The organism is Zhouia amylolytica AD3 (assembly GCF_000511935.2).
GTDB lineage: Bacteria > Bacteroidota > Bacteroidia > Flavobacteriales > Flavobacteriaceae > Zhouia > Zhouia amylolytica.
In genome coordinates this window covers 238166-261777 of sequence record NZ_AYXY01000022.1, presented here as the reverse complement: position 1 = coordinate 261777, position 23612 = coordinate 238166, and the positions used below count along the sequence as shown (strand labels likewise).

General features: G+C 37.0%; 19 protein-coding genes. 6 read left to right on the top strand and 13 right to left on the bottom strand.

Annotated features, from left to right (window positions below):
- Positions 1-9: 9 nt before the first annotated feature.
- The 3 genes from P278_RS10915 to P278_RS10905 all read left to right on the top strand — a co-directional run bounded on the left by P278_RS10915 (position 10) and on the right by P278_RS10905 (position 6330).
- The gene (locus P278_RS10915; protein WP_038266533.1) at positions 10-867 is read left to right on the top strand and encodes a BadF/BadG/BcrA/BcrD ATPase family protein; all 858 of its coding nucleotides are present in this window, start codon (positions 10-12) and stop codon (positions 865-867) included.
- A 75-nt stretch (positions 868-942) separates the two neighbouring features.
- Complete coding sequence (hemN, locus tag P278_RS10910) at positions 943-2301, top strand: oxygen-independent coproporphyrinogen III oxidase (RefSeq protein ID WP_038266530.1); 1359 nt, start codon at positions 943-945, stop codon at positions 2299-2301.
- Between the two features lie 165 nt (positions 2302-2466).
- Positions 2467-6330, top strand: coding sequence for a TIM-barrel domain-containing protein (locus tag P278_RS10905; protein ID WP_051413525.1), 3864 nt, complete (start codon positions 2467-2469; stop codon positions 6328-6330).
- A gap of 294 nt (positions 6331-6624) precedes the next feature.
- Here P278_RS10905 and P278_RS10900 read toward each other — a convergent pair whose 3' ends face one another.
- From P278_RS10900 to P278_RS10865, 8 genes are read right to left on the bottom strand one after another with little or no spacing between them, the layout of a single operon-like run.
- Positions 6625-7332, bottom strand: a complete 708-nt coding sequence (locus P278_RS10900) for a sulfite exporter TauE/SafE family protein (protein WP_038266528.1) — start codon at positions 7330-7332, stop codon at positions 6625-6627.
- Positions 7333-7334: 2 nt separating this feature from the next.
- Entirely contained in the window at positions 7335-7781 is a 447-nt protein-coding gene (locus tag P278_RS10895) for a FixH family protein (protein ID WP_038266526.1), read from the bottom strand.
- Positions 7782-7802: 21 nt separating this feature from the next.
- Positions 7803-9230 carry a cytochrome c oxidase accessory protein CcoG gene (ccoG, locus tag P278_RS10890; protein WP_038266523.1) on the bottom strand — a complete coding sequence of 476 codons (1428 nt, stop codon included), beginning with the start codon at positions 9228-9230 and terminating at the stop codon, positions 7803-7805.
- Positions 9231-9245: 15 nt separating this feature from the next.
- A complete protein-coding gene (locus tag P278_RS10885; RefSeq protein WP_038266520.1) occupies positions 9246-10124 on the bottom strand; it encodes a cbb3-type cytochrome c oxidase N-terminal domain-containing protein in 879 nt (292 codons plus the stop codon).
- A 3-nt stretch (positions 10125-10127) separates the two neighbouring features.
- Positions 10128-10307, bottom strand: a complete 180-nt coding sequence (locus P278_RS10880; protein ID WP_038266517.1) for a cytochrome c oxidase subunit IV — start codon at positions 10305-10307, stop codon at positions 10128-10130.
- A 5-nt stretch (positions 10308-10312) separates the two neighbouring features.
- Positions 10313-12517 (bottom strand): cytochrome-c oxidase, cbb3-type subunit I, encoded by a 2205-nt coding sequence (gene ccoN, locus P278_RS10875; RefSeq protein WP_038266515.1) that lies wholly within the window; start codon positions 12515-12517, stop codon positions 10313-10315.
- 8 nt (positions 12518-12525) lie between these two features.
- Complete coding sequence (gene ccoS / locus P278_RS10870) at positions 12526-12711, bottom strand: cbb3-type cytochrome oxidase assembly protein CcoS (protein WP_038266512.1); 186 nt, start codon at positions 12709-12711, stop codon at positions 12526-12528.
- Between the two features lie 58 nt (positions 12712-12769).
- Positions 12770-15151, bottom strand: coding sequence for a heavy metal translocating P-type ATPase (locus P278_RS10865; RefSeq protein ID WP_038266510.1), 2382 nt, complete (start codon positions 15149-15151; stop codon positions 12770-12772).
- Positions 15152-15258: 107 nt separating this feature from the next.
- On the opposite strand from P278_RS10865, the gene P278_RS10860 reads away from it, so the two are divergent.
- On the top strand, positions 15259-15945 hold the full coding sequence (locus tag P278_RS10860; protein ID WP_038266508.1) for a Crp/Fnr family transcriptional regulator: 687 nt from the start codon (positions 15259-15261) through the stop codon (positions 15943-15945).
- A gap of 269 nt (positions 15946-16214) precedes the next feature.
- Positions 16215-16409, top strand: a complete 195-nt coding sequence (rpsU, locus tag P278_RS10855) for a 30S ribosomal protein S21 (RefSeq protein ID WP_038266506.1) — start codon at positions 16215-16217, stop codon at positions 16407-16409.
- Between the two features lie 21 nt (positions 16410-16430).
- Here the strand turns inward: rpsU and P278_RS10850 are convergent, their stop codons facing one another.
- Positions 16431-17225, bottom strand: coding sequence for a DUF2797 domain-containing protein (locus P278_RS10850; protein ID WP_038266503.1), 795 nt, complete (start codon positions 17223-17225; stop codon positions 16431-16433).
- A gap of 168 nt (positions 17226-17393) precedes the next feature.
- Here P278_RS10850 and P278_RS10845 point away from each other — a divergent pair, with 168 nt between their 5' ends.
- Complete coding sequence (locus tag P278_RS10845) at positions 17394-18908, top strand: GH3 auxin-responsive promoter family protein (protein ID WP_038266500.1); 1515 nt, start codon at positions 17394-17396, stop codon at positions 18906-18908.
- On the opposite strand, the gene P278_RS10840 is transcribed toward P278_RS10845, so the two are convergent.
- The 4 genes from P278_RS10840 to tig all read right to left on the bottom strand — a co-directional run bounded on the left by P278_RS10840 (position 18905) and on the right by tig (position 23592).
- Complete coding sequence (locus P278_RS10840) at positions 18905-20161, bottom strand: DUF819 family protein (RefSeq protein WP_038266498.1); 1257 nt, start codon at positions 20159-20161, stop codon at positions 18905-18907. The two genes, P278_RS10845 and P278_RS10840, sit on opposite strands and share 4 nt — an antisense overlap.
- Before the next feature lie 106 nt (positions 20162-20267).
- Positions 20268-21500, bottom strand: coding sequence for an ATP-dependent Clp protease ATP-binding subunit ClpX (gene clpX / locus P278_RS10835; RefSeq protein WP_038266586.1), 1233 nt, complete (start codon positions 21498-21500; stop codon positions 20268-20270).
- 21 nt (positions 21501-21521) lie between these two features.
- Positions 21522-22196 carry an ATP-dependent Clp endopeptidase proteolytic subunit ClpP gene (gene clpP / locus P278_RS10830; RefSeq protein ID WP_038266496.1) on the bottom strand — a complete coding sequence of 225 codons (675 nt, stop codon included), beginning with the start codon at positions 22194-22196 and terminating at the stop codon, positions 21522-21524.
- 73 nt (positions 22197-22269) lie between these two features.
- Positions 22270-23592: a trigger factor gene (tig, locus tag P278_RS10825; protein WP_038266493.1), complete on the bottom strand. Its 1323-nt coding sequence runs from the start codon at positions 23590-23592 to the stop codon at positions 22270-22272.
- Positions 23593-23612 lie beyond the last annotated feature (20 nt).

The following is a 23612-nucleotide window of genomic DNA, read 5'->3' as shown; positions in this document are numbered from 1 at the left end:
TAAAGTATTATGATTTTAATAGCGGATGGAGGTTCTACTAAGTGTGATTGGATAGCGGTAGACGAAACGGGAAATACACTTTTTAAAACACGTACCAAAGGAGTCAATCCGGCGTTGCTTTCAAAAAAGGAAGTAGTGGAGCGGATTGCCGAATCCCCAGAGCTGTCATCCCATAAAGCGGAAGTGAAAAAAGTGTTTTTTTACGGTGCTGGATGTGGAATGGAAAAACAGCAAAAAGGTTTAGCTAAAGCCTTTAAAAGGTTTTTTGTTGAAGCTGAAGTTATAGATGTAAAAGAAGATTTGGCAGCCGCTGTTTATGCATGTACCGAAGAAGCAGGTGTAGTGTGTATATTGGGTACTGGATCTAACTGCTGCTATTTTGATGGTAAAGAGATCTATACAAGAATGCCTTCTTTAGGGTATACTATTATGGATGATGCCAGTGGGAATTTTATAGGGAAACAACTCTTAAGGGCTTATTACTTCAAGCAAATGCCAGAATATTTGGCAGATAAGTTTAGAGTAGAATATGACCTTGATCCAACCAAAGTAAAAAAGAAACTATACAAAAAGGCGAATCCTAATGCGTATTTAGCCTCTTTTGCAAAGTTTTTATTCGAGAATATTGAAGAACCTTTTTTTCAAGCACTCCTAAAAGAGGCGGCTTTATCATTTTTAAAGTCTCATTTGATGCTGTTTAGAGAGGAATTGCTCACCAAACCTGCTCATTTTGTGGGGTCTATTGCTTATTATGCTAAAGATCAAATTACAGAAGTACTGAAAGAGCACGGTATTCAAACAGGTAAATTTGTTAGGCGACCCATTGATGGATTGGTACGCTATCATACTTCAAAAGTTGCCAGTTAATTAACAAACTGATATTTGTCATAGTATAAAGAATCCCCTTAAAGTAGTTTTGGTCATTCAAAGCTACTTTAAGGTATGGATTTAATTCAGAAATATAATGTTCCCGGTCCAAGGTATACTAGTTACCCAACAGTACCCTACTGGGATGTCAATACCTTTTCTGCTAAAAAATGGATAAATTCATTTAAGAAGTCATTCCTTGAAAGTAATCAGCAGGAAGGGATTAGTTTATATATACATTTACCGTTTTGTGAAAGTTTATGCACTTTTTGTGGATGCCATAAACGCATTACAAAAAGACATGAGGTCGAAGAGCCTTATATCGAAACACTCTTGAAAGAATGGAAAATGTATTGCGATATGCTAGGAAGTACTCCGAGAATTAAAGAAATTCATTTGGGAGGAGGTACGCCGACATTCTTTTCTTCAGAGAATCTAAAAAAATTAATTCACGGAATCTTTAAATATGCCAAACGGGCTGAAGGCTATGAATTTAGTTTCGAGGGGCATCCGAACAATACTACCCGTGAACATTTACAGACTTTGTATGACTTGGGCTTCAGAAGAGTCAGTTATGGTGTTCAGGATTATTCGCTTCAGGTTCAAAAGGCAATCAATAGAATTCAACCTTTTGAAAATGTAAAACGAGCTACCGAAGAAGCCAGAGAAATTGGATATACCTCGGTAAGTCATGACCTGGTTTTTGGATTGCCTTTTCAAACCCTTGGCGATGTTATAGAAACGATCAATAAAACTATTCAGTTAATGCCTGATCGAATTGCCTTTTATAGCTATGCTCATGTACCGTGGATGAAAGGGAATGGACAACGCGGATTTAGTGAAGAAAACCTGCCTGGTGGAGAAGAAAAAAGAATTTTATACGAAATCGGGAAAAAGCTGTTTTCCGAGTTAGGTTATGTTGAAATTGGAATGGATCATTTTGCGCTGAAGACAGATGCACTTTATCATTCGATGAACAATGGTAATCTTCACCGAAATTTTATGGGCTACACCGCTTCTAAAACAAAATTAATGATTGGTCTTGGAGCTTCCAGTATCAGTGATAGCTGGTATGCCTTTGCACAGAACGTAAAAAGTATTGAAGAATATACTCACCTGGTTGAAAATAATGTTTTGCCGGTTTACAGGGGGCACTGTTTGAACGAAGAAGACCTTATTATTAGGAAACATATCCTTAATCTAATGTGTCAGCTCCGAACAAGTTGGGATAAAAATGAAGATTATTTTGAGCAGTTGCCTGACGTACTTGAAAGCCTGGAAGAACTAAAACAAGATGGGTTTTTGATTTTAAAGGAAAAAGAGCTGATCGTCACCGATGAAGGAAAACCGTTTATAAGAAATATATGTATGGCTTTCGATGTGCTTTTACAACGTAATAAACCTGATAGAGAGCTATTTTCTATGACAGTCTAGTTGAAAAGACATCAGATATGTAGGGTAAAGAGTCGAGCTTAGGTTCGGCTCTTTTTGTATTTACATTACCGACGTCCTAAAATGGTAACTTTAACAAAATAAATTGCTTTTCTACTTAAATGATGTTTATCATTGCAGTATGATTTTATGTTAAAAAATAAGGTAATGAAAATAATTAAACCTATTAATCGTTTTTATTTTGTTTTGTTTGCTTTTTTATGGGGCTTGTCTCCAGGTCAAATTTTAGCACATAATAACGGTGAAAATATCACCGCTTCAATTCAGGATAAAAAGGATGTAAAGATCTCTTCGGTAGAGAAGATCAATCAGACAACTGTGAAAATTACGTTTTCTGATACTAACCTAATGTTTGCTGATTTTTATGCTGATCATATTTTCAGACTATTTCAGGACAATTCAGGAAAGGGTATGAGACCGCCGAAAGCAGAGCCGGAAGCAAATATTCTGGTGGATAATCCAAGAAAAAAGATTACTGAATTAAAGATTTCAGAAACGGAAGACACTTATGATCTTACAACTCAGAGGGTAAAAGTTTCGCTTCATAAAAATAACGGAACTTTTAGTGTAACTGATCTGAAATTAAATGTTACCGTTTTGGAAACGCTGAAGCCGATAGAATTTCTTGATGACAAAGTAGAAATTGCATTGAAAGAACATTCCGATGAATTCTTCTATGGAGGAGGCGTTCAAAATGGTCGATTCTCACATAAAGGGAAAGCAATCGCTATAGAAAATCAAAATAGTTGGACCGATGGAGGTGTAGCTTCACCAACCCCGTATTATTGGTCATCTAAAGGATATGGTTTTATGTGGTATTCCTTTAAAAAAGGAAAATACGATTTTGGAGCTAAACAAGAGGGTGAGGTTAAGCTTTACCATGAAACGGATTATCTGGATGTGTTTTTTATGATTAATGATGGCGTTTCGCCCTTGTTAAATGATTTCTACCAATTAACGGGTAATCCAGTCTTACTTCCAAAGTTTGGCTTTTATCAAGGTCATTTAAATGCATACAATCGCGACTTTTGGAAAGAAGATGAAAAAGGAATTCTCTTTGAAGATGGGAAGCGTTATAAAGAGAGTCAAAAAGATAATGGAGGAATCAAGGAGTCGCTTAACGGAGAGAAAGATAATTATCAGTTTTCAGCACGTGCAGCAGTAGATCGCTACCTGGATAATGATATGCCGTTAGGATGGATACTTCCTAATGATGGCTATGGTGCTGGTTATGGACAAACGGAAACTTTAGATGGAAACATTAAAAACCTTAAGGAATTTGGAGATTATGCACGTTCAAGAGGTGTTGAAATAGGCTTGTGGACACAATCTGATTTACATCCTAAAGAGGGGGTAAGTGCCCTTTTGCAAAGAGACATCGTTAAGGAAGTGAGAGATGCCGGGGTACGAGTTCTTAAAACGGATGTTGCATGGGTTGGTGCAGGTTATTCCTTTGGCTTGAATGGCGTTGCGGACGTTGGAGAAATTATGCCTGAGTATGGTAATGATGCCAGACCTTTTATTATTTCACTCGATGGTTGGGCAGGTACTCAGCGTTATGCTGGTATTTGGTCAGGAGACCAAACAGGAGGAGTCTGGGAATACATCCGTTTTCATATACCAACCTATATCGGTTCCGGGTTATCTGGACAGCCAAATATTACCTCTGACATGGATGGAATTTTCGGAGGAAAGAATCCATTCGTAAATGCAAGAGATTTTCAATGGAAAACATTTACCCCTATGCAGTTGAATATGGATGGATGGGGAGCTAATGAAAAGTATCCGCAGGCACTTGGGGAACCGACGACATCCATTAACAGAAACTACCTGAAATTAAAATCTGAACTTTTACCCTATGCCTATAGTATAGCCAAAGAATCTGTGGATGGGTTGCCAATGATCAGAGCGATGTTCCTGGAGGATGAAAATGCCTATACACAGGGTGTAGCAACGCAATATCAATTCATGTACGGACCTGCATTTTTGGTGGCACCAATTTATAAGGAAACCAAAATGGATGAAAAGGGGAATGATATTCGAAATGGAATTTACCTTCCGGAAGGTTTATGGGTAGATTATTTCACAGGGGAACAATTTGAAGGGAATCAAATAATTAATAGTTTTTCAAGCCCGATCTGGAAGTTGCCTGTTTTTGTGAAAAGAGGAGCCATTATACCAATGGTGAATCCTAATAACAACCCTTCCGAAATAAATACGGAAGAACGTATTTATGAATTATATCCCTATCAAACATCTTCTTTTAAAGAGTATGATGACGATGGTGTTACCGAAGCTTACAAAAAAGGAGAAGGAACATATACCCTTATAGAGTCTAAGGTTGACAAGAAGAATAATGTTTTAGTAACGATTCATCCTACAACGGGAAATTATACCGGGTTTGAAAAAGAGAAGTCGACAGAATTCAGGATCAATGTCACTAAAAAACCTAAAAAAGTAGTTGTAAAAGTAGCAGGAAAGAAAGTGAAATTGAAGGAGGTTGCTACCAAGGAAGACTTGAAAAGTGCAACCAATGCATATTTCTACGAAAAACAGCCGGATTTTAATCAATTTTCAACTGAAGGAAGTGATTTTGAAAACGTTCAACTTATAAAAAATCCAAGATTGATTGTTAAAGTAGAAAAGGTGGATATTTCTTCTGCCAAAATTGCGCTGCATTTAAAAGGGTTTGAATTTAAGCCTCAAAACAATCAAAAAGTTACTCAGGGACCTTTACAAACTCCTGATAATTCACAGGTAGCTGAAGACCATATACAGGCCTACACCTTAAAGCCTTCATGGAATGAGGTGGCAAATGCCGACTATTACGAGATATTGTTCAACAATATGCAATATACCACCATTAAAGATAAGTCATTGCTTTTTGAAGGACTACAGCCTGAAACCTCCTATACGTTTAAGTTAAGGGCTGTAAATAAGGACGGGGTTTCAGAGTGGACGCAATTTTCAGCACAAACAGCATCGAATCCTTTAGAGTTCGCGATTCAGGATATAGAGGCTGTAACTTCAGTTAAAAATCAGGGAGGTTATGGAATTTCAAAGTTTTTTGATTTTGATGAGGGAAATCAGTGGCATACAAAATGGGGTGAAGATGCCATCCCTTTTGATCTGGTTATCGACTTGAAGACTTTTAATCAGTTAGATAAATTTCAATACCTGCCAAGAAGAAGCGGTGGAAACGGTATATGGTTAAAAGGAAAAGTTTATTACAGTAACGATAAGGTAATCTGGACGGAAGCAGGTAGTATAGATTGGGAAAGAAATAATGAAACCAAGACTTTTGAGTTTGCGAAGCAACCTACAGCACGTTTTATTAAAATTAAGATTGAAGAAGGTGTAGGAGGCTATGGATCAGGACGAGAATTATATGTCTTTAAAGTTCCTGGAACAGAAAGTTATCTGCCTGGAGATATCAATAATGATGGCATTATAGACAATAACGATTTAACCTCTTATACAAATTATACAGGGTTAAGAAAGGGTGATGCTGATTTTGAAGGCTATGTAAGTATAGGTGATGTGAATAAAAATAACCTTATCGATGCCTATGATATTTCAGTAGTGGCAACCCAATTAGAAGGTGGGGTAGAAGGTGATAGTAATGAGAATGTGACAGGGGAACTTACCTTTACAACCAATAAAAAGACTTATAGTCAGGGAGAAATTATAGAGGTACGTGTTAAAGGAAAAGGTCTTAAGGCTGTTAACGCCCTGAGCATGGCAATCCCGTATAATGAGCAGGATTACGAATTTGTAGCGATACAACCTAAAAGTACGGTAGCCATGGAAAACCTAACCAATAATAGGTTGCATTCTGATGGAGAACGTGTTTTATATCCAACCTTTGTGAATATTGGTGAAAAGCAAATATTATCGGGTGATAAGGATTTATTTTTGATTCGCTTTAAAGCAAAAAGAAAGTTAAAAATTGATCTGGATCTTGAGAAGGTAATTCTGGTCGATAAAGAATTAAATGCAGTTACTTTTTAAATAAAAAGGGGGGCTCACCCCCTTTTTTTATACCTTAATTTTAAAGATACCTTCAAAAAGCTTTGAAGGTGCTTTTAAGTACTCTAGGCCCGGTCATACAGTATGGATAGAGTATGGATAGAGTATGGATAAAGTATGGATAAAGTATAAATAAAGCGTCTATTGTGCATATTTACCTAAAGGGCAAATGTAGGAAAGTAAATAGAGTATGCGTATGTACATGATATATAGCCTTGCCGGCAATTGGTTTGCAGATAGCATAGATGCTTATTATTTGAATTGCTGAAGAGATCTTTAGGGTACTACACAATCAGGAGTGGGCTTCACCATAAGGCTAAGGTTTGAGGGAGAGATATATGGTATCCCCAATCCCATACCTCTTAAAACAAAAAAAGCACCTATAATAATCACAAAAACAGGAATAGCTTTTTGAATCCTTTTACGAGCCGTACCTGATAAAAAGTTTCCTAAATATGCAGCTCCACTCATTAATGGAATGGTCCCTAAACCAAAGAGAAACATATAAGATGCGCTTAAGGTAGGCTGGCCCATGGCAATGGCTCCGAATAAAGCCATGTAAATAAGGCCGCAAGGTAAGAAACCATTTAAGACCCCAATGGAGAACAAAGCCTTGTAACTCTTTTTTTTCAGTTGCTTACCTAAACCCGATTTTACACGGGAAATAATTTTAAAAACGGGTCTTGAAAAATTATATTTTTGAAAAATACGGTAGGGGATAATCGCGATGGCAATCATCAAAACCCCAATAACAATAGATAGTCTCTGTTGAAGACCACTGAGGTAAAGCCCCTTTCCGACAAAACCAAACATAAAGCCAATAGCCGAATAGCTGAGTAATCGGCCAAAGTGATACAAAAATAATTGACTTATTTTTTTTAACTGGTTACTCCTGTCTAATGGCAAAACAAAGGCGATGGGCCCACACATGCCTACACAGTGAAAGCTACCTAAAAAACCTAATATGATCGCCGAAAGAAGCATTCTTAATAAGAGATTTCCTTTGTGCTTAACATAGAAGCATCCTTGAATTTCCAGTCGATTTCAATGTTCCAGCGGCCATCTAACAAACGGTTGTCAGGTATGAGCAATAGATGATTGGACGTAGAAAATGGAATTTCAAAATCCAATTGTTTATTAGATGGCCTGTATAGGAACACTTTTCCAGATATTTCAGTGTCTGTTACTTCTTTGGGGAATTTGATTAATAGACCTTCACTGTTTTTATCGATTTGGATTTCATAACCCAGATTGATTGTTTTTTGTTCCCTGTCTAATTTCTCCTGAAACGCTAGTTCCTTTTTATAGTATTGTTCTGTGACTAGGTCATGATCGTATTTGTCATCTGTACTCATCGTAATAACGAAATACATGATGAAGGATATAAAAAGTGCAAAGGCTATAACTATTCCTGTTCCCCAATTAAATTTCATGTTTTCCTGTTTTTATCTAAACTACCTGTAGCTTCTTGGCCCTAAAAAGGTAGCGCTTGTTGTTTCTATTAATGTATCCCCACTGTAAATACCAAGCTTAACCTTGGTTTTATCGTTTTCAAGTAACCCTTTGTCAATTTCAATAAATAAGGTTCCTTCGGCCAATCCTTCCCTTGGTATACTGAACACCTTATTACCTACCGATTTTACTTCGCCTTTAGGAGACATGAGTTTAATCTGTACACTATCTATGTTTCTTACCGTTTTATTGATAATCTTATAAGTGTAAACATTGCTGATTAGATAGTCTCCTTTGTGTTCGTATAATTGCCCGGGTAACCTTAGAACTGTAGCCTCCACGTCATTTCTTAAAAAGAGCATTCCAATTAAAAGGCCGGTCAGAATGGTTAATACTGCGATATATCCTTTCATTCGTGGGGATAGTCTGAACGGTGTTTTTTTCTCAATGTTTTCAATGCTGGCATATCTAATAAGTCCCTTAGGATAGCCTACGCTTTCCATGATATGGTCGCATGCATCGATGCACGCTGTGCAGTTCACACATTCCAGTTGTGTTCCGTTCCTGATGTCAATTCCCGTCGGACATACATGTACACATTGAGAGCAATCAATGCAATCACCATGTCCCAAGGCATCTCTGTCTTCGTTTTTTCTAAACTTCTTTCTTCCGTTCTTACCTTCACCTCGCTTGTAATCATAAGCTACCACAATCGATTTATTGTCGAGCAGAACTCCTTGAAGTCTACCGTAAGGACATGCGATTATGCAGACCTGTTCTCTAAACCATGCAAAAATAAAATAGAAAACCCCCGTAAAAATAAAGAGCGAAACTAAAGTGCTCGAATGGTTTTTAGGTCCTTCAAGTATATATCTCAATAGTTGATCGCTGCCTATTAAATAAGCTAGAAATATATTGGCGATAACAAAGGAGATAATAAAGAAGATAAACCACTTTATAAGCCTTTTTCTGATTTTCTCTGCATTCCAGGATTGTTTGGCCAATCGGATTTGAGCTCCGCGGTCGCCATCGATCCAATATTCAATTCTTCTAAAAACCATTTCCATGAAAATGGTCTGAGGACAGATCCATCCACAAAAGATTCGTCCGAAGGCAACGGTAAACAGGGTGATAAATACCACTCCTATGATCATCGAAATTACAAACAAGTAGAAATCCTGAGGCCAAAAAGGCAGTCCGAAAATATTATATCGTCTTTCCAGCACATTGAACAGTAAGAACTGATTTCCGTTTATTTTGATAAAGGGAGCCAGAAATAAGAAGGCTAAGAGAAAATAACTAACATACTTTCTGTATTTATAATAGTTTCCACTTGGCTTCTTAGGATGAACCCAAGCTCTTTTACCTTCTTTGGTTACGGTACCAATGGAGTCTCTAAAAGCTTCTTTATTTTCGGTGTTTTGACCCATGCTTGTACTTTCTGATTATTCTTCTTCGGGTGTCCAGATTTCTCCTTCCGGAGCTTTTGGATTGGCAGGAGTTGTTCCCTCCAGGCTAAGTACATAACTAGCTACCTGAGCAACTTCTGAAGGTTTTAAGGATTGCTTCCAGGCGACCATACCTTTCCCGTCTCTACCTCCTTCGGAAATTGTACGGAAAACATTTTTAATGCCACCTCCTAAAATCCAATATTCGTCAGTTAAATTAGGTCCGATACCACCACCACCATCAGCCATGTGGCACGCGACACAATTCGTTTGGAATATACTTTTACCTGCGTTGAGGTCACTTGCTTCCGTCAGCAATTCTACAGTATTGGCATCGATGAGGTCTTTGGCGGTTCTCTTGTATTCTTCAATCTCTATTTTCGCCTTAGCCATCGCCTGTTCATACTCCTCGGCCTGTGTGTTCCCATCGAAGATATGATATTTGGCAAGGTATATTACTGCAAACACAATCGAGATGTAGAAGCCATAAACCCACCAGGGAGGTAATGAATTGTCTAGTTCTCTAATACCATCGTAGTTGTGGTCTAAAATAATTTCACCTTCAGCCTCTATGGGTTGTGCTTTAGTAAGCCTTTTTTCAAGTTTTAGATACCAGGCATTTTTTCTGGCTTTAGCTCTTTTGACCTCAAGTGCTTTCTTCTGATCCTCTGTCATTATTGCATCGGCAAGCGAATTCATAGAACCTACCATAATCTCAATACCTATAAGTATGATGGCAAAAAGTAATATGAATACCGATACCATTGGGTACTCGATAAATGCAGGTTTTTCACCAGAGTCTATTAAGTACTCTGCGGCAATAAATACAATTGAGGTTATAGCGATGACACGTAAATATGATGCAAAACTTTTCATCTGTTAATTGTTTTCTTGGTTGTCTAATGGAAATTGACTTACTTTCTTGATGTATTCCTTTTTGGCTGTAAATACCCACCAAAACAAGGCTACAAAGAATACAAAGAATATAGAGAGCGATATGATGGGATAAATCTGAATCCCATCAATGGTAGCCACATGATCTTTTATAAATTTAAACATCGTTGTTAATTTTTAGTTGTAGCTTCTTCTGTACTGTTCTTTATTTTGATATCAGTTCCTAACCGCTGCAGATAAGCTATTATTGCAACGATTTCACGGTCTTTCATTTCAACAAACTCTTCACCATATTCCTGGGCAATTCGTTTGTCTTCCTGATAACTGGTTACAAAGTCGGGATCATTATGAAGGCTTTCTTCAATTTTAGCACCTTGTTCCTTCATGCTTTTTTGTGCATTGGCAATATCCTCGTCGGTATAAGGAACGCCCAGTTTAACCATGGCTTCCATCTTAGCTTCTGTGTCTGACTTGTCTAATTTATTTCGGATAAGCCATTTGTAAGAAGGCATGATACTTCCTGATGAGGTACTTTGAGGATCATACATATGATTAAAGTGCCAGTTGTCTGAATATTTTCCTCCAACACGCATCAGGTCCGGTCCGGTCCGTTTACTACCCCATAGGAAAGGATGATCGTATACATATTCACCGGCTTTAGAGTATTCTCCCTGATAGCGTTCGGTTTCACTTCTAAATGGTCTTACCATCTGTGAGTGACAAGAGACACAGCCTTCCCTGATATAAAGGTCCCTACCTTCCAATTCAAGTGGGGTGTATGGTTTAACACTTGTAATTGTAGGAATGTTTGATTTAACCATAATTGTTGGAACAATCTGAATAACACCTCCTATTAAAATAGCGATGGTGGCTAATATGGTGAGTTGAACAGGTTTTCTTTCGAGCCATGTATGGAAAGTTTCTCCAGCAACACGCCCTTTAGATACTCGTGCTAGTGCAGGCGCTTCTGCCAATTCATCTTCGACTTTAGAGCCTCTTTTGATGGTTTGAATTGCGTTGTAGATACCTACTAATACCCCAACGATATATAAAGACCCACCAATCGCACGCATCCAGTACATAGGAATGATTTGTGTAACTGTTTCCAGGAAGTTTCCATAGACAAGAGTTCCGTCAGGGTTGAATTCTTTCCACATGGAAGCCTGAACAAAACCAGCGATATACATCGGAAGTGCATATAGTATAATACCAAGGGTGCCGATCCAGAAATGGAAGTTTGCCATAGGTATTGAGTATAATTTGGTTTTAAACATTTTTGGAACCAAATAATAGATCATACCAAAGGTTAGGAATCCATTCCATGCTAAAGCCCCAACGTGAACGTGAGCAATAATCCAGTCAGTAAAGTGAGCAATGGCATTTACATTTTTTAACGATAGCATAGGACCTTCGAAGGTCGCCATACCATAACCAGTGATGGCCACAACCATGAACTTTAAAACAGGGTCTGTACGAACTTTATCCCAAACCCCTCTTAAGGTTAAGAGTCCGTTAATCATTCCTCCCCATGAAGGAGCAATCAGCATTACTGAAAACACAACCCCAAGGTTTTGAGCCCAATCAGGAAGTGAGGTATATAACAAGTGGTGAGGTCCAGCCCAGATATAAATAAAGATTAACGACCAGAAGTGCACAATTGATAATCGATAAGAATACACAGGTCGATCTGCAGCCTTGGGTACAAAATAATACATTAGTCCTAAGAACGGAGTAGTTAAGAAGAAGGCCACTGCATTGTGCCCGTACCACCATTGTACAAGCGCATCCTGTACACCTGCGTAAACAGAATAACTTTTCATGGCACTAACCGGAAGTTCTAAACTATTAAAAATATGGAGTACTGCAACGGTTACGAAGGTCGCTATGTAAAACCAGATCGCAACATATAAATGACGCTGTCTTCTGCGTAAAATTGTACCTATCATGTTCACCCCAAAGGCAACCCAGATTAAGGCTATAGCAATATCGATTGGCCACTCCAGTTCAGCATATTCTTTAGAAGTTGTGTAACCAAGAGGTAAGGAAATGGCTGCAGCAACAATGATCAATTGCCATCCCCAGAAATTAAGATTGCTTAAAAAATCACTGAACATCCTTGCCTTTAAGAGGCGTTGCAAGGAATAATATACCCCAGCAAAAATGGCATTTCCAACAAATGCAAAGATTACCGCATTGGTGTGTAAAGGTCTTAATCGACCAAAACTTAACCACGGTATATCTTCAGTTAAATTCGGAAATAAAAATAATAAGGCTAGAAGTAAGCCTATCAACATTCCTACTACACCCCATAGCATGGTGGCATAGAGAAACTTTTTAACAATTTTGTTGTCGTAGTAAAATTGTTGCACTTCCATAATTATGATTATTTATTACTTGATTGTTGATTAGTTTTCTTTTTGTCTTTTACAAGTTCGTCTTCAAAGAGCATACGTATAGATGGGGTATAGTCATCATCAAACTGTCCTCTTTTTACGGCCGTGACAAATGCAATAAAAAATACTACAGCCACAGCTATACTAACTGTAATTAAAATATAGATAACACTCATACCTGTGAGATTACTCGACAAATGTAACTTTCGCGAAATCCATAAAAGATGATATTTGTCATATTCGTTTATTTAAATTCTTTCCAATCAAGTTGGTCATTATCGTGGTGAAAGCAACAATACTAATCGAGCTTAAAGGCATGAGTATAGCAGCGATTACCGGAGATAAATTTCCACTGATGGCAAAGGCCAGTCCAACAGTATTATATAAGAAGGATAAAATGAAACTGGCAATTATAACTTTCATTGCCTTTTTACTCGCCCATAAATACCGTGGAATTAAATCAAATTTTGAGGCATCCAGAATAGCATCAGAAGCAGGAGTAAATACATTTACATTTTCCGCTATAGCAATTCCAACATTACTTTGTCTGAGGGCCCCCGCATCGTTTAAACCATCACCAACCATCATGATATTTGCACCTTCTTTTTGATGGTATTTTATATAATTTAATTTTTCATCTGGTTTTTGATTGAAGAATAATTTAGTTCCCGGAGGAAGTAGTTTTTCAAGATTCCCTCGTTCGCTCTCATTATCACCGGAAAGAATGGTCATCTCATAGGAATTCTTTAAACTATTGAATAATTTCGATAGTCCTTTTCGGTAGGAGTTGTAAAAGGTGTACATTCCCTTATAATTGTCATTGGTGGCAACGTGTACAGCCGTCTTTAGTGATTTTTGAGTAACTGGCGCCTTGAGAAATGCTGCAGACCCCAGTTTTATGGTTTGATCATTGTGAGAAGCTTCAATACCTTTCCCGCTATACTCATTAAACTCATCAAGGGTTATGATTTGATTCTCTTTAAGAATACTGTACAATTGACGACTCAATGGGTGATTTGAGTTTCTTAGTGTGTTTTTCAGAAGGGTTTGCTCACGGTTATCAAGTGGGTCACCTTCATAAGTTACTTTTGTTTCTTTGTTGGAAGTTATCGTGCCAGTTTTGTCGAAAATAATGCTGTTAATTTTAGCCAGTTGTTCCAGTACATGAGCATTTTTTAAGTAAAATTTATTTTTACCGAAAATACGTAGCATATTTCCTAGTGTAAATGGGGCAGATAGGGCAAGTGCGCAGGGGCAAGCCACAATAAGAATGGAGGTAAATACATTCATTGCTTTTGAAGCGTCAAACCATAACCAAAATCCGGCCGATCCAAAGGCGATGATTAATATTATAATGGTAAAATATTTACTGATACTATCAGTTACATTTATGAACCCTTCGTGTTTATCTTTTGCGAAGACATCGTTACTCCATAATTGTGTTAAATAACTTTGTGAGACACTCTTGAGAGCTTCTAATTCAATCGCCTCTCCAGTTTGTTTACCTCCGGCGAAAAGTTTATCTCCACTGAATTTACGAACCGCCTCAGCTTCACCGGTAACAAAACTATAATCAATTTTACCTTTTCCTTTTAAAAGGATAGCGTCAACGGGAATGAGTTCTTCATTTCTGATAAGAAGTTTATCCCCTTGCTTAATGTCATAAACCTGAATACTTTCTTCGCTTCCGTTGGAATTAATTTTGGTGATTCCGATAGGGAAATAGCTTTTGTAGTCACGTTCAAAAGAAAGGAAATTATAGGTCTTTTGCTGGAAAAACTTGCCCAAGAGTAAAAAGAAGAGGAGGCCGGTTAAACTATCAAAAAAACCTTGTCCCGTATCTGTCACGATCTCGAAAGTACTCCTTAAAAATAACACGGCAATACCAAGAGCAATTGGAATATCTATGTTGAGGATTTTAGAACGAAGTCCTTTATAGGCAGAAATAAAATAATCTGAAGCAGCATAAAATACAACAGGGAGTGATAACACGAACATAATCCACCTAAAAAAAGGTTTATACTGATTGAGCCAGAATTCATCGACCTCAAAATACTCAGGGAATGATAAAAGCATTACATTTCCAAATGCGAAACCGGCAACTCCAAGTTTGTATATTAAACTTCGATCCTTTACTTTTTTGTTCTTTTGGTAATCTTCCAGGCTGATATAGGGCTCATAACCAATAGCACTGATCAGCAGGACAAGCGCCTTAAGTGAAATGCCTTCCGAACTATAAGTAATGCGAACCGTTTTCTTTGGGAAATTAACCAAAGAGCTTTTTATATTATCGTTGAGTTTATTTAAGTTTTCTAAGACCCATATACACGAACTGCAATGAATGTGGGGAATGTATAAATTAACAATTTGAGTATGTCCATCATTAAATTCAAGAAGTTTTTCCACAATGTTGTCATTGTCTAAAAAGTCAAATTTATCCTTGTTGTTAGTTGGAGTAGCCCCTGGGGAATTTTCCATTTCATAATATCCCGCGAGGTCATTCTCAGAAAATATCTGATATACAGTTTTACAGCCATTACAACAAAAATCTTTGGCGTCGAATACAAAAGAATTTGTGTCGCACTCCGTGCCACAGTGAAAACATTGTTTAATCATCCTTGCTCTTTTACCTGGTACAAAGATTCACATCAATTTAGCAAAAAAATATGATATTTGTCACCTAAGTAGTAATTTTGGAACGCCAAATCAAGCGTTTATGTGTCATGGGTAAATGTGAACAATGTATTGTAAGACAATTTAGTGCATTAAGAGCACTGGATAAGGATGAACTTATGCGGATGTCTAATTGTAAGACCTCTCACTCTGTTAAAAAGGGGGAGGCTTTATTCGAAGAAGGTGACCACATTAATGGTGTTTTTTGTATTAAGTCGGGAATTTGTAAACTAACCAAGCTGAGCCCGAACGGTAAAAATCAAATCGTTAAATTCATTAAGAGAGGAGACCTTCTTGGTCAAAGAAGTTTGATAAGTGATGAAGCGGTAAATCTTTCAGCGGTAGCAATAGATGAAATGGAAGTTTGCTTTATACCAAAGGAAGAAGTGATGCGATTCTTTAAGGAAAATTCTAAATTTAATGCAGAAATCATAAAAGATATTTGCCATGATCTTAAGCTGGCTGATGATGCTATTGTGGAAATGGCTCAAAAAAGTGTGAAACAACGATTAGCCGGAGCTTTATTGGAATTTGAAGAAGAGTTTGGGGTAGACAAGGAGCAATACCTGAAAGTTTCTTTATCCAGAGAAGAAATTTCAAATGTGGTGGGGACAGCCACAGAATCCTTAATCAGAATGCTATCTGATTTCTCTAAGAAGGGAATGCTTGAGACCAATGGCAAAAAAATTAAAATTGCCAATCGAACTGAGCTGGAAAGAGTGGCTGAAGGGTTTTAAAAACGTGTTCTATACAGTTAAATAACTGTATAATCGATTGTTTTGATTCAATTAATTTCAGAACTATGGTGTAATTGAAAATTAAACGATTACCTTTGCACCACCATTGGCAACAGTTGATCTTAAGTAGAAATTTGTTATTCTTCCAGATAAGTATCTCAATTTATTCTTGTTTTTTTGATTCTTTGCTGATTTTAAGAGATGTTAGACTGAAGTGAATTCCGGTAATAAGGTTGTCTTCAGTCGTAGAACCTTTAAAATTCTTATATATGTTAATAATACCGATTAAACAAGGAGAGAGTATTGAGAGAGCTCTAAAACGCTACAAGCAGAAGTATAGAAAAACGCAACAGTTAAAGAATCTGAGAGATAATCAGCACTTTACAAAGAAGTCTCAAATAAGACGTGAAGAAGTTGCTAAGGCTGCATACAAACAAGAATGGGCTAAAAAGAACGAGGATTAAAGATATAAAGGTGAGGATAGTTTAATAAATATCTATCCTCACTACAAATCCTTCGTAACTTCTAATATTGAATACAGTCTGATCTTCAAAGATCAGGTATTGTCCTTTAATACCTTTCAATACACCTTCGTATTCAGGTGTCTTTTTTAAATTTAAGCTTTTTACTTTTTTGGGATAATCAAGAACAGGGTAGTTCAGGTCGAACAAATTCTTATTGCTCTCTAAATAATATTCCTTTACTTCATCAGGTAGAAAATCATCTAATCGATCTTTTTCGGCAATAAGATCGGCATCAATTATATCATTAGTAAGCATTTTGCGCCAATTTGTTTTATCAGTCATGTGTTCTTTTAAGGCGACTTCCGTTATGCCTGCAAGATATCGGTTTGGAACTTCTACAACTTCAATGGCTTGGCTTGCTCCCTGGTCAATCCATCTTGTAGGTACTTGAGATTTCCGGGTTACTCCAACCTTTACATCACTGGAAAGTGCTAAGTATACAATATGAGGCTGTAATTGCATTTTCTTTTCAAAGGCTAAATCGCGCTCTTCTTCATTCAAATGAGCTTTGCTCAATTCAGGTTTTAAGATCCAATCTGCAGCTTGTGGTACCTCAAAAAAGCAACTCTTACAAAATCCTTGTCTAAAAATCTCTTTATCTAAATGACAGTTTAAACATTCGAACTTAACAAAGGTGAATTTTATCTTTCTGTCCAATAGTTGATTCATGTGAATGAATTCATTTTCAAATTCGAGAAAGTAATTAATAGGGGAGGAAAACTCTGTTTTCATTTTTGTCAATACACCTTCGTACATGCTTAAAGATTTTTGCTATTTTTATCCAAAAGTACATTAAATTTATGTCAAAGGAAATATTGTAAAACCTGAATATATAATATTAATGTGCTTTCCTGAAATGAGGACAGAGGATTGTCCTATCGCATCATTATTTTTAGGGTAAAGAGAATAAATTAAATCAAAAAAATGCCAATACCGCTATTTCATTCAGTTGCTTCCTGGTTGTTGAAAAAACGATTCTATCAAATGGAACTTTTTATTAAGTATCCTGAGGAAGTTCAGATTGAATTATTAAACCAGTTAGTCATTCTTTCAAAAGACACGGAGCTTGGAAAAAAATATGGCTTTGAATCACTTAACAAATATGAGGCTTTCGCAAACAATGTACCCATAAGCAGGTACGAGGATGTGGAGCCTATGATTGAACGAGCAAGAAAAGGCGAACAAAATATTTTCTGGCCTACACCGATTAAATGGTTTGCAAAGAGTAGTGGTACAACGAATGCCAAAAGTAAGTTTATACCAGTAAGTAATGAGGCTTTGGAAGATTGTCACTTTAAAGCAGGGAAAGATATGCTTTCCATTTACTTTCACAATAATGAAAACAGCAGGTTGTTCGACGGTAAAAGCCTAAGACTTGGAGGGAGTAAAGAGTTGTACGAACTTAATAATACTTTCTTTGGAGACCTTTCGGCAATCATTATTGATAATCTTCCATTTTGGGCAGAAATGGGAAGTACACCAAGTAATAAGGTCTCTTTGATGAGTGAATGGGAAACTAAACTTGAGGCCATAGTCCGCGAAACGGTAAAGGAAGATGTTACTAGTTTTGCAGGGGTCCCTTCCTGGATGTTGGTCTTGCTTAATAAAGTCTTAGAAACTACCGGTAAAGAGAATCTTTTTCAGGTGTGGGATAATTTGGAAGTCTATTTTCATGGTGGGGTGAGTTTTAACCCGTATAGGGAACAATATGAAAAGTTGTTACCGAGAGATTCATTTCAATACTATGAAATCTACAACGCATCAGAAGGGTTCTTTGCCATTCAGGATCAGAATAATTCAGACGAACTTTTGTTGATGTTAGACTATGGAATCTTTTATGAATTTATTTCTATGGATACATATAATACTCCAAATCAAAAGGTGATTCCGCTTTGGGAAGTTGAATTAGGGAAGAATTATGCAATGGTTATTACGACCAATGCTGGATTGTGGCGATATTTAATAGGTGATACCGTTAGATTTACTTCTACAAGCCCATACCGGGTTAGGGTTACCGGAAGGACTAAGCATCATATAAATGTTTTTGGGGAGGAATTGATCATTGAAAATGCAGAGCAAGCATTGAAGAAAGCGTGTAAAGAAACGGAAGCGGAAATCATCGACTATACCGTAGCACCAATTTATATGAGTGGGAAGGATAAGGGAGCCCATGAATGGCTTATTGAGTTCAGAAAAGAACCAAGTTCGGTAGAAACCTTCAATAATGCTTTAGATGCTGCGCTCCAATCCTTAAATTCCGATTATGAAGCCAAACGGTATATGAACATGACCCTAAGAATGCCTAAGCTTAATGTGGCACGAAAGAACTTGTTTTACGATTGGCTAAAGGCAAACGACAAATTAGGAGGCCAACATAAGATTCCACGCTTGTCGAATGCCCGTGATTATTTAGAAGAATTATTAGCAATGAATGCTTAAAGTAATCCAAATACGCTTGATAAAATTATTCCGCACATATAGGCGCCGTAGGTTCCAACTGCATATCCTAAAACCGCCAGTAAAACGCCTACAGGAGCCAGGTATGGACTGAACGAAGCAGCTACAATAGGTGCGGATGCTGCACCACCTATATTTGCTTGGCTTCCAACTGCTACAAAGAAAAATGGAGCTTTAATAAGCTTGGCAACAATGAGCATGATAAGTATGTGAATTGAAATCCATACTAAGCCAATTAAAAAGAACTTTGGATTGTCTAGTACGGCACCCAGGTCCATATGCATACCAATAGTAGCTACTAGTATATATAAGAACACTGATCCCATTTTTGAAGCCCCAAATGATTCCACTTCTCTGGCCTTCGTAAAAGATAAGCCTAGGCCCAGGGTAGTAGCAATTACAATGATCCAAAAGAATGGTTTGTTAAGGGAGTATTTGTTGAGTTGCGGGTAATTTTCTTGAAAAAACGGTGCCAGAATATCTGCAAATAAATGTGCAAGCCCCGTAATACCAAATCCAACAGCCACTAAGATCATAATGCGATTTGCATTTACTGGTAGCCATTTACCAGCCTGTTGGTCCTCGAGTCTTTGTTGTAACTCGTAAATGGGCTTACTGTCTGCTTTTAGCCATTTATCGATTACTTGTGGGCGTTGAGACCAATAAAGTAAAAATCCCATCCAAAGATTCGCTACAAGCACATCTACGGCAATCATTTGTGCAAACAGGTCGTTGCTTGCTTCAAAAAGTTCAAACATAGCAGTTTGGTTCGCTCCACCACCAATCCAACTACCGGCAATGGTAGTAAGACCACGCCAAACTTCTTCCCCTCCAGGGTTTAAAACGTCCGGGAAAATTGAACCCACTAGATATAAGGCCACCGGGGCACCAATAATAATCCCTAATGTTCCGGTAAGGAACATAATAATAGCTTTGCTACCCAGTTTTTTTAATTCCTTGAAATTAATGCTAATGGTGAGTAAAACCAAACTAGCAGGGAGTAGGTATCTGGACGCCACAAAATAGAGTTGAGACTCCTCTCCGTCAATGATGTTGAAAGTATTGAAAAGAGCAGGAATAAAGTAACAAAGGAGCACTGAAGGAATAACTTTGTAAAATTTCTTAAAGTATGGGTTGTTGCTAGAGGAGGTGCTAAATATTATTCCAAGTATTACAGCTAAAAGACCTAAAACAACGGCGTCGTTCGTGATAAGGGCAGTGTGAGTTTCTTCCATAAGGTTATAGTGTGTATAATTGAGACCCGAATATAAATAAATTTAGTGTATGTCAATAAAAAAGCCACAACATTACATTGTGGCTTTTCTGATAACGTATTTTGTTTTAAGAAACTGCTTTCAACTTATTGATGGTTGATTTGGTAAGTTTCTCTTCAGCATAGGTTTTATCTACATGCAATGATTTTTCTTTACCTGTAGGTAATTCAAACATGGCATCTGTTAAAATGGTTTCGCATAAAGATCTTAACCCTCTGGCACCTAGCTTATATTCCATAGCTTTTTCAACAATATATTCTAAGGCATCATCTCCAATAGTGAATTCAATTTCATCCATCTGGAACAACTTAGCATATTGTTTTATAATTGCATTTTTTGGTTCTGTAAGAATAGCTCTTAATACATCTTTTTCTAAAGGGTTCATGTGTGTAAGAACAGGAAGACGACCAATAATTTCCGGAATTAACCCAAACTCTTTTAAGTCTTTTGGGATAATGTATTGTAAAAGGTTTTTATTGTCGATAACATCCTCGCTTTTAGAAGCACTGTATCCAACGGCTTGCATGTTAAGACGCTTCGATATTACTCGTTCGATTCCATCGAAAGCACCACCAGCAATAAATAATATGTTTTCAGTGTTTACTTCAATAAACTTTTGATCTGGATGTTTTCTTCCACCTTTTGGTGGAACATTCACAGTGGTTCCCTCTAAAAGTTTTAAAAGTGCCTGTTGAACGCCCTCACCAGATACATCTCTGGTAATAGATGGATTGTCACTTTTTCTTGCGATCTTATCTATCTCATCTATAAATACAATTCCGCGTTCAGCTTTTTCAAGATTATAGTCAGCAGCTTGTAGCAAGCGAGTAAGTATACTTTCAACATCTTCACCTACATAACCAGCTTCTGTTAAAACAGTAGCATCGACAATAGCAAGTGGTACATTAAGCATTTTGGCAATAGTCCGAGCCATCAATGTTTTACCTGTACCAGTCTGACCAACCATAATGATATTACTTTTTTGGATTTCAATATCATCTTTGGAATCTGGCTGTAATAACCTTTTATAATGGTTATAAACCGCTACTGATAGTACTTTTTTAGTCACTTCCTGACCAATTACAAATTGATCGAGGAATTCTTTAATCTCTATAGGTTTCTTAAGAACCAATTCTGATGAAAGTTCAGACGCTTTGTTTTGCTTGGTCTCTTCCATAACAATACTATACGCCTGCTCAATACATCTGTCACAGATATGAGCGTCTAAACCAGCTATCAGTAAATTCGTTTCAGGTTTTTTACGTCCGCAGAAGGAACATTCTAATTCTTCTTTCGCCATCATTTTTACATTTATAATGAATTACCCTCGAGTGAGTACTTCATCAATCATTCCATATTCTTTTGCTTCATTAGCTTTCATCCAGTAATCACGATCACTATCGTCATAGACTTTTTCGTAAGACTGATTCGAATGCTTTGCTATAATGTTGTATAACTCTTCTTTTAGTTTAAGAATTTCTCTAGCAGTAATTTCAATATCACTGGCTTGTCCTTGTGCACCTCCCAATGGTTGGTGAATCATGACTCTGGAGTGAGGAAGTGCAGATCTTTTTCCTTCTTGTCCGGCGCATAGTAATACGGCCGCCATTGAAGCTGCAATACCAGTACATATGGTTGCTACATCCGGCTTGATAAACTGCATAGTGTCATAAATTCCTAAACCGGCATATACACTCCCGCCGGGTGAATTAATGTAAATTTGAATATCCTTAGAGGAATCGGCACTTTCTAAAAATAATAATTGTGCCTGGATGATATTGGCAATATTATCGTCAATACCTGTTCCCATAAAAATGATTCTATCCATCATTAGTCTTGAAAAAACGTCCATTTGAGCAACGTTAAGTTGACGTTCTTCAATGATGTAGGGTGTCATGCCAACTGGAGTAATAGCACTTACTAATTTATCGTAATACATGCTGTTGACACCGTGGTGCTTTGTAGCATATTTTTTAAATTCTTTACCGTAATCCATATATGATTATATTTTATAAAAAAGGCGTTAATGCAAAGTTTAACGCCTTAAAGATAATTATTTTTATAATCTATTAACCGTAAACTTCTTTAACAAAATCATTATAAGATAGTTCTTTTGTCTTTAGATTGGCATTTTCCTTATAAAAAGTTATCAATTTTTGACTCATAAGCTGCTCAGAAAGCCTTTTTACCTCCTCCTGATTTGAAAGTACACGCTGCGCGATATTCTCTACAGCCTCATCTTCAGGGTCAGTTTGACCAAATTGAGCCATTTGAGTTTTGATATATCCTTTTGCAAAGTCTTTCAATTCATCAAATGTAACCTGAAGGTCATTGTCAGATATGATTTTTCCTTCGATCAACTGATATCTTAAACCTTTTTCTGATTTTTCGTATTCTTCGCTGGCCTGCTCTTCAGTAAGTGGTTGCTCACCTGTTTCCTTGATCCATTTTTTCAAGAATTCAGCCGGCAGGGCAAATTCGGTATTTTCTACAAGATACTCAGTTACATCATTCAATAATTTTTGGTCAGCTTGCTGAACAAATTGTTTTTCAGAATCTTCCTTTATTTTAGTTTTTAATTCTTCAACAGATGTAACATTGTCTTTTCCGAATAACTTATCAAAAAGCTCCTGGTCTAATTCAGCAGGTTCTCTTTTGTTAACTTCTTCTATTGTAAAATTAACTGTAATGTCAAGACCATGAGCATCATCATGTTCAACTTTTAAGTATTGAATAAGATCGTGATCATCTTCAAAAAGCCCCTTAGTGCTTAATTCAACAATGTCACCAACCTTAGCTCCGGTTAATGCCTTAACGGCTTTTTTACTTTTAACTTTCTCTAAAGGAAGTGTCGCTTTATTTTCAATGTTTTTCTCTTCATTTGTGAAAGCACCTGTGATTTCATCACCTTCTTCTACAGTGTCCTTAGCAACTAATTTACCGTATTGCTTTTGAATGCGCTCAACTTGTTCGTCAATCATTTCATCATCAGCAATTATGTTGTAATGAGTGATTGCCTTTTTGCTTTTTAAGTCAATATCAAACGATGGTACAAGTCCTAGTTCGAATTCAAATGAAAAGTTTTCTGCGTCCCAGTTAAGATCGTCTTGTGCTTTCGGAAGTGGATTCCCTAAAACATCAAGTTTTTCCTCTGTAAGGTATTTGTTTAAAGCTTCTTGCAAGAGCTTGTTTACCTCGTCTACTAAAACAGCTTTACCATATTGCTTTTTAACCATTCCCATTGGTACATGTCCTTTTCTGAAACCAGGAATGTTAGCATTCTTTCTGTAGTCTTTTAATATGTTTTCAACTTTATCGCTGTAATCTTCCTTTGCAATGTCAACTTTTACAATCGCATTCAGCTCATCAATGTGCTCTCTAGTAATGTTCATTTTTTAAAAATAATTTAGTC

Excerpts from the sequence above, each read along its gene's own strand:
- P278_RS10915 (WP_038266533.1), top strand. The coding sequence starts at position 10 with ATGATTTTAATAGCGGATGGAGGTTCTACTAAGTGTGATTGGATAGCG.
- hemN (WP_038266530.1), top strand. The coding sequence starts at position 943 with ATGGATTTAATTCAGAAATATAATGTTCCCGGTCCAAGGTATACTAGT.
- P278_RS10905 (WP_051413525.1), top strand. The coding sequence starts at position 2,467 with ATGAAAATAATTAAACCTATTAATCGTTTTTATTTTGTTTTGTTTGCT.
- P278_RS10900 (WP_038266528.1), bottom strand. The coding sequence starts at position 7,332 with ATGCTTCTTTCGGCGATCATATTAGGTTTTTTAGGTAGCTTTCACTGT.
- P278_RS10895 (WP_038266526.1), bottom strand. The coding sequence starts at position 7,781 with ATGAAATTTAATTGGGGAACAGGAATAGTTATAGCCTTTGCACTTTTT.
- ccoG (WP_038266523.1), bottom strand. The coding sequence starts at position 9,230 with ATGGGTCAAAACACCGAAAATAAAGAAGCTTTTAGAGACTCCATTGGT.
- P278_RS10885 (WP_038266520.1), bottom strand. The coding sequence starts at position 10,124 with ATGAAAAGTTTTGCATCATATTTACGTGTCATCGCTATAACCTCAATT.
- P278_RS10880 (WP_038266517.1), bottom strand. The coding sequence starts at position 10,307 with ATGTTTAAATTTATAAAAGATCATGTGGCTACCATTGATGGGATTCAG.
- ccoN (WP_038266515.1), bottom strand. The coding sequence starts at position 12,517 with ATGGAAGTGCAACAATTTTACTACGACAACAAAATTGTTAAAAAGTTT.
- ccoS (WP_038266512.1), bottom strand. The coding sequence starts at position 12,711 with ATGAGTGTTATCTATATTTTAATTACAGTTAGTATAGCTGTGGCTGTA.
- P278_RS10865 (WP_038266510.1), bottom strand. The coding sequence starts at position 15,151 with ATGATTAAACAATGTTTTCACTGTGGCACGGAGTGCGACACAAATTCT.
- P278_RS10860 (WP_038266508.1), top strand. The coding sequence starts at position 15,259 with ATGGGTAAATGTGAACAATGTATTGTAAGACAATTTAGTGCATTAAGA.
- rpsU (WP_038266506.1), top strand. The coding sequence starts at position 16,215 with ATGTTAATAATACCGATTAAACAAGGAGAGAGTATTGAGAGAGCTCTA.
- P278_RS10850 (WP_038266503.1), bottom strand. The coding sequence starts at position 17,225 with ATGTACGAAGGTGTATTGACAAAAATGAAAACAGAGTTTTCCTCCCCT.
- P278_RS10845 (WP_038266500.1), top strand. The coding sequence starts at position 17,394 with ATGCCAATACCGCTATTTCATTCAGTTGCTTCCTGGTTGTTGAAAAAA.
- P278_RS10840 (WP_038266498.1), bottom strand. The coding sequence starts at position 20,161 with ATGGAAGAAACTCACACTGCCCTTATCACGAACGACGCCGTTGTTTTA.
- clpX (WP_038266586.1), bottom strand. The coding sequence starts at position 21,500 with ATGGCGAAAGAAGAATTAGAATGTTCCTTCTGCGGACGTAAAAAACCT.
- clpP (WP_038266496.1), bottom strand. The coding sequence starts at position 22,196 with ATGGATTACGGTAAAGAATTTAAAAAATATGCTACAAAGCACCACGGT.
- tig (WP_038266493.1), bottom strand. The coding sequence starts at position 23,592 with ATGAACATTACTAGAGAGCACATTGATGAGCTGAATGCGATTGTAAAA.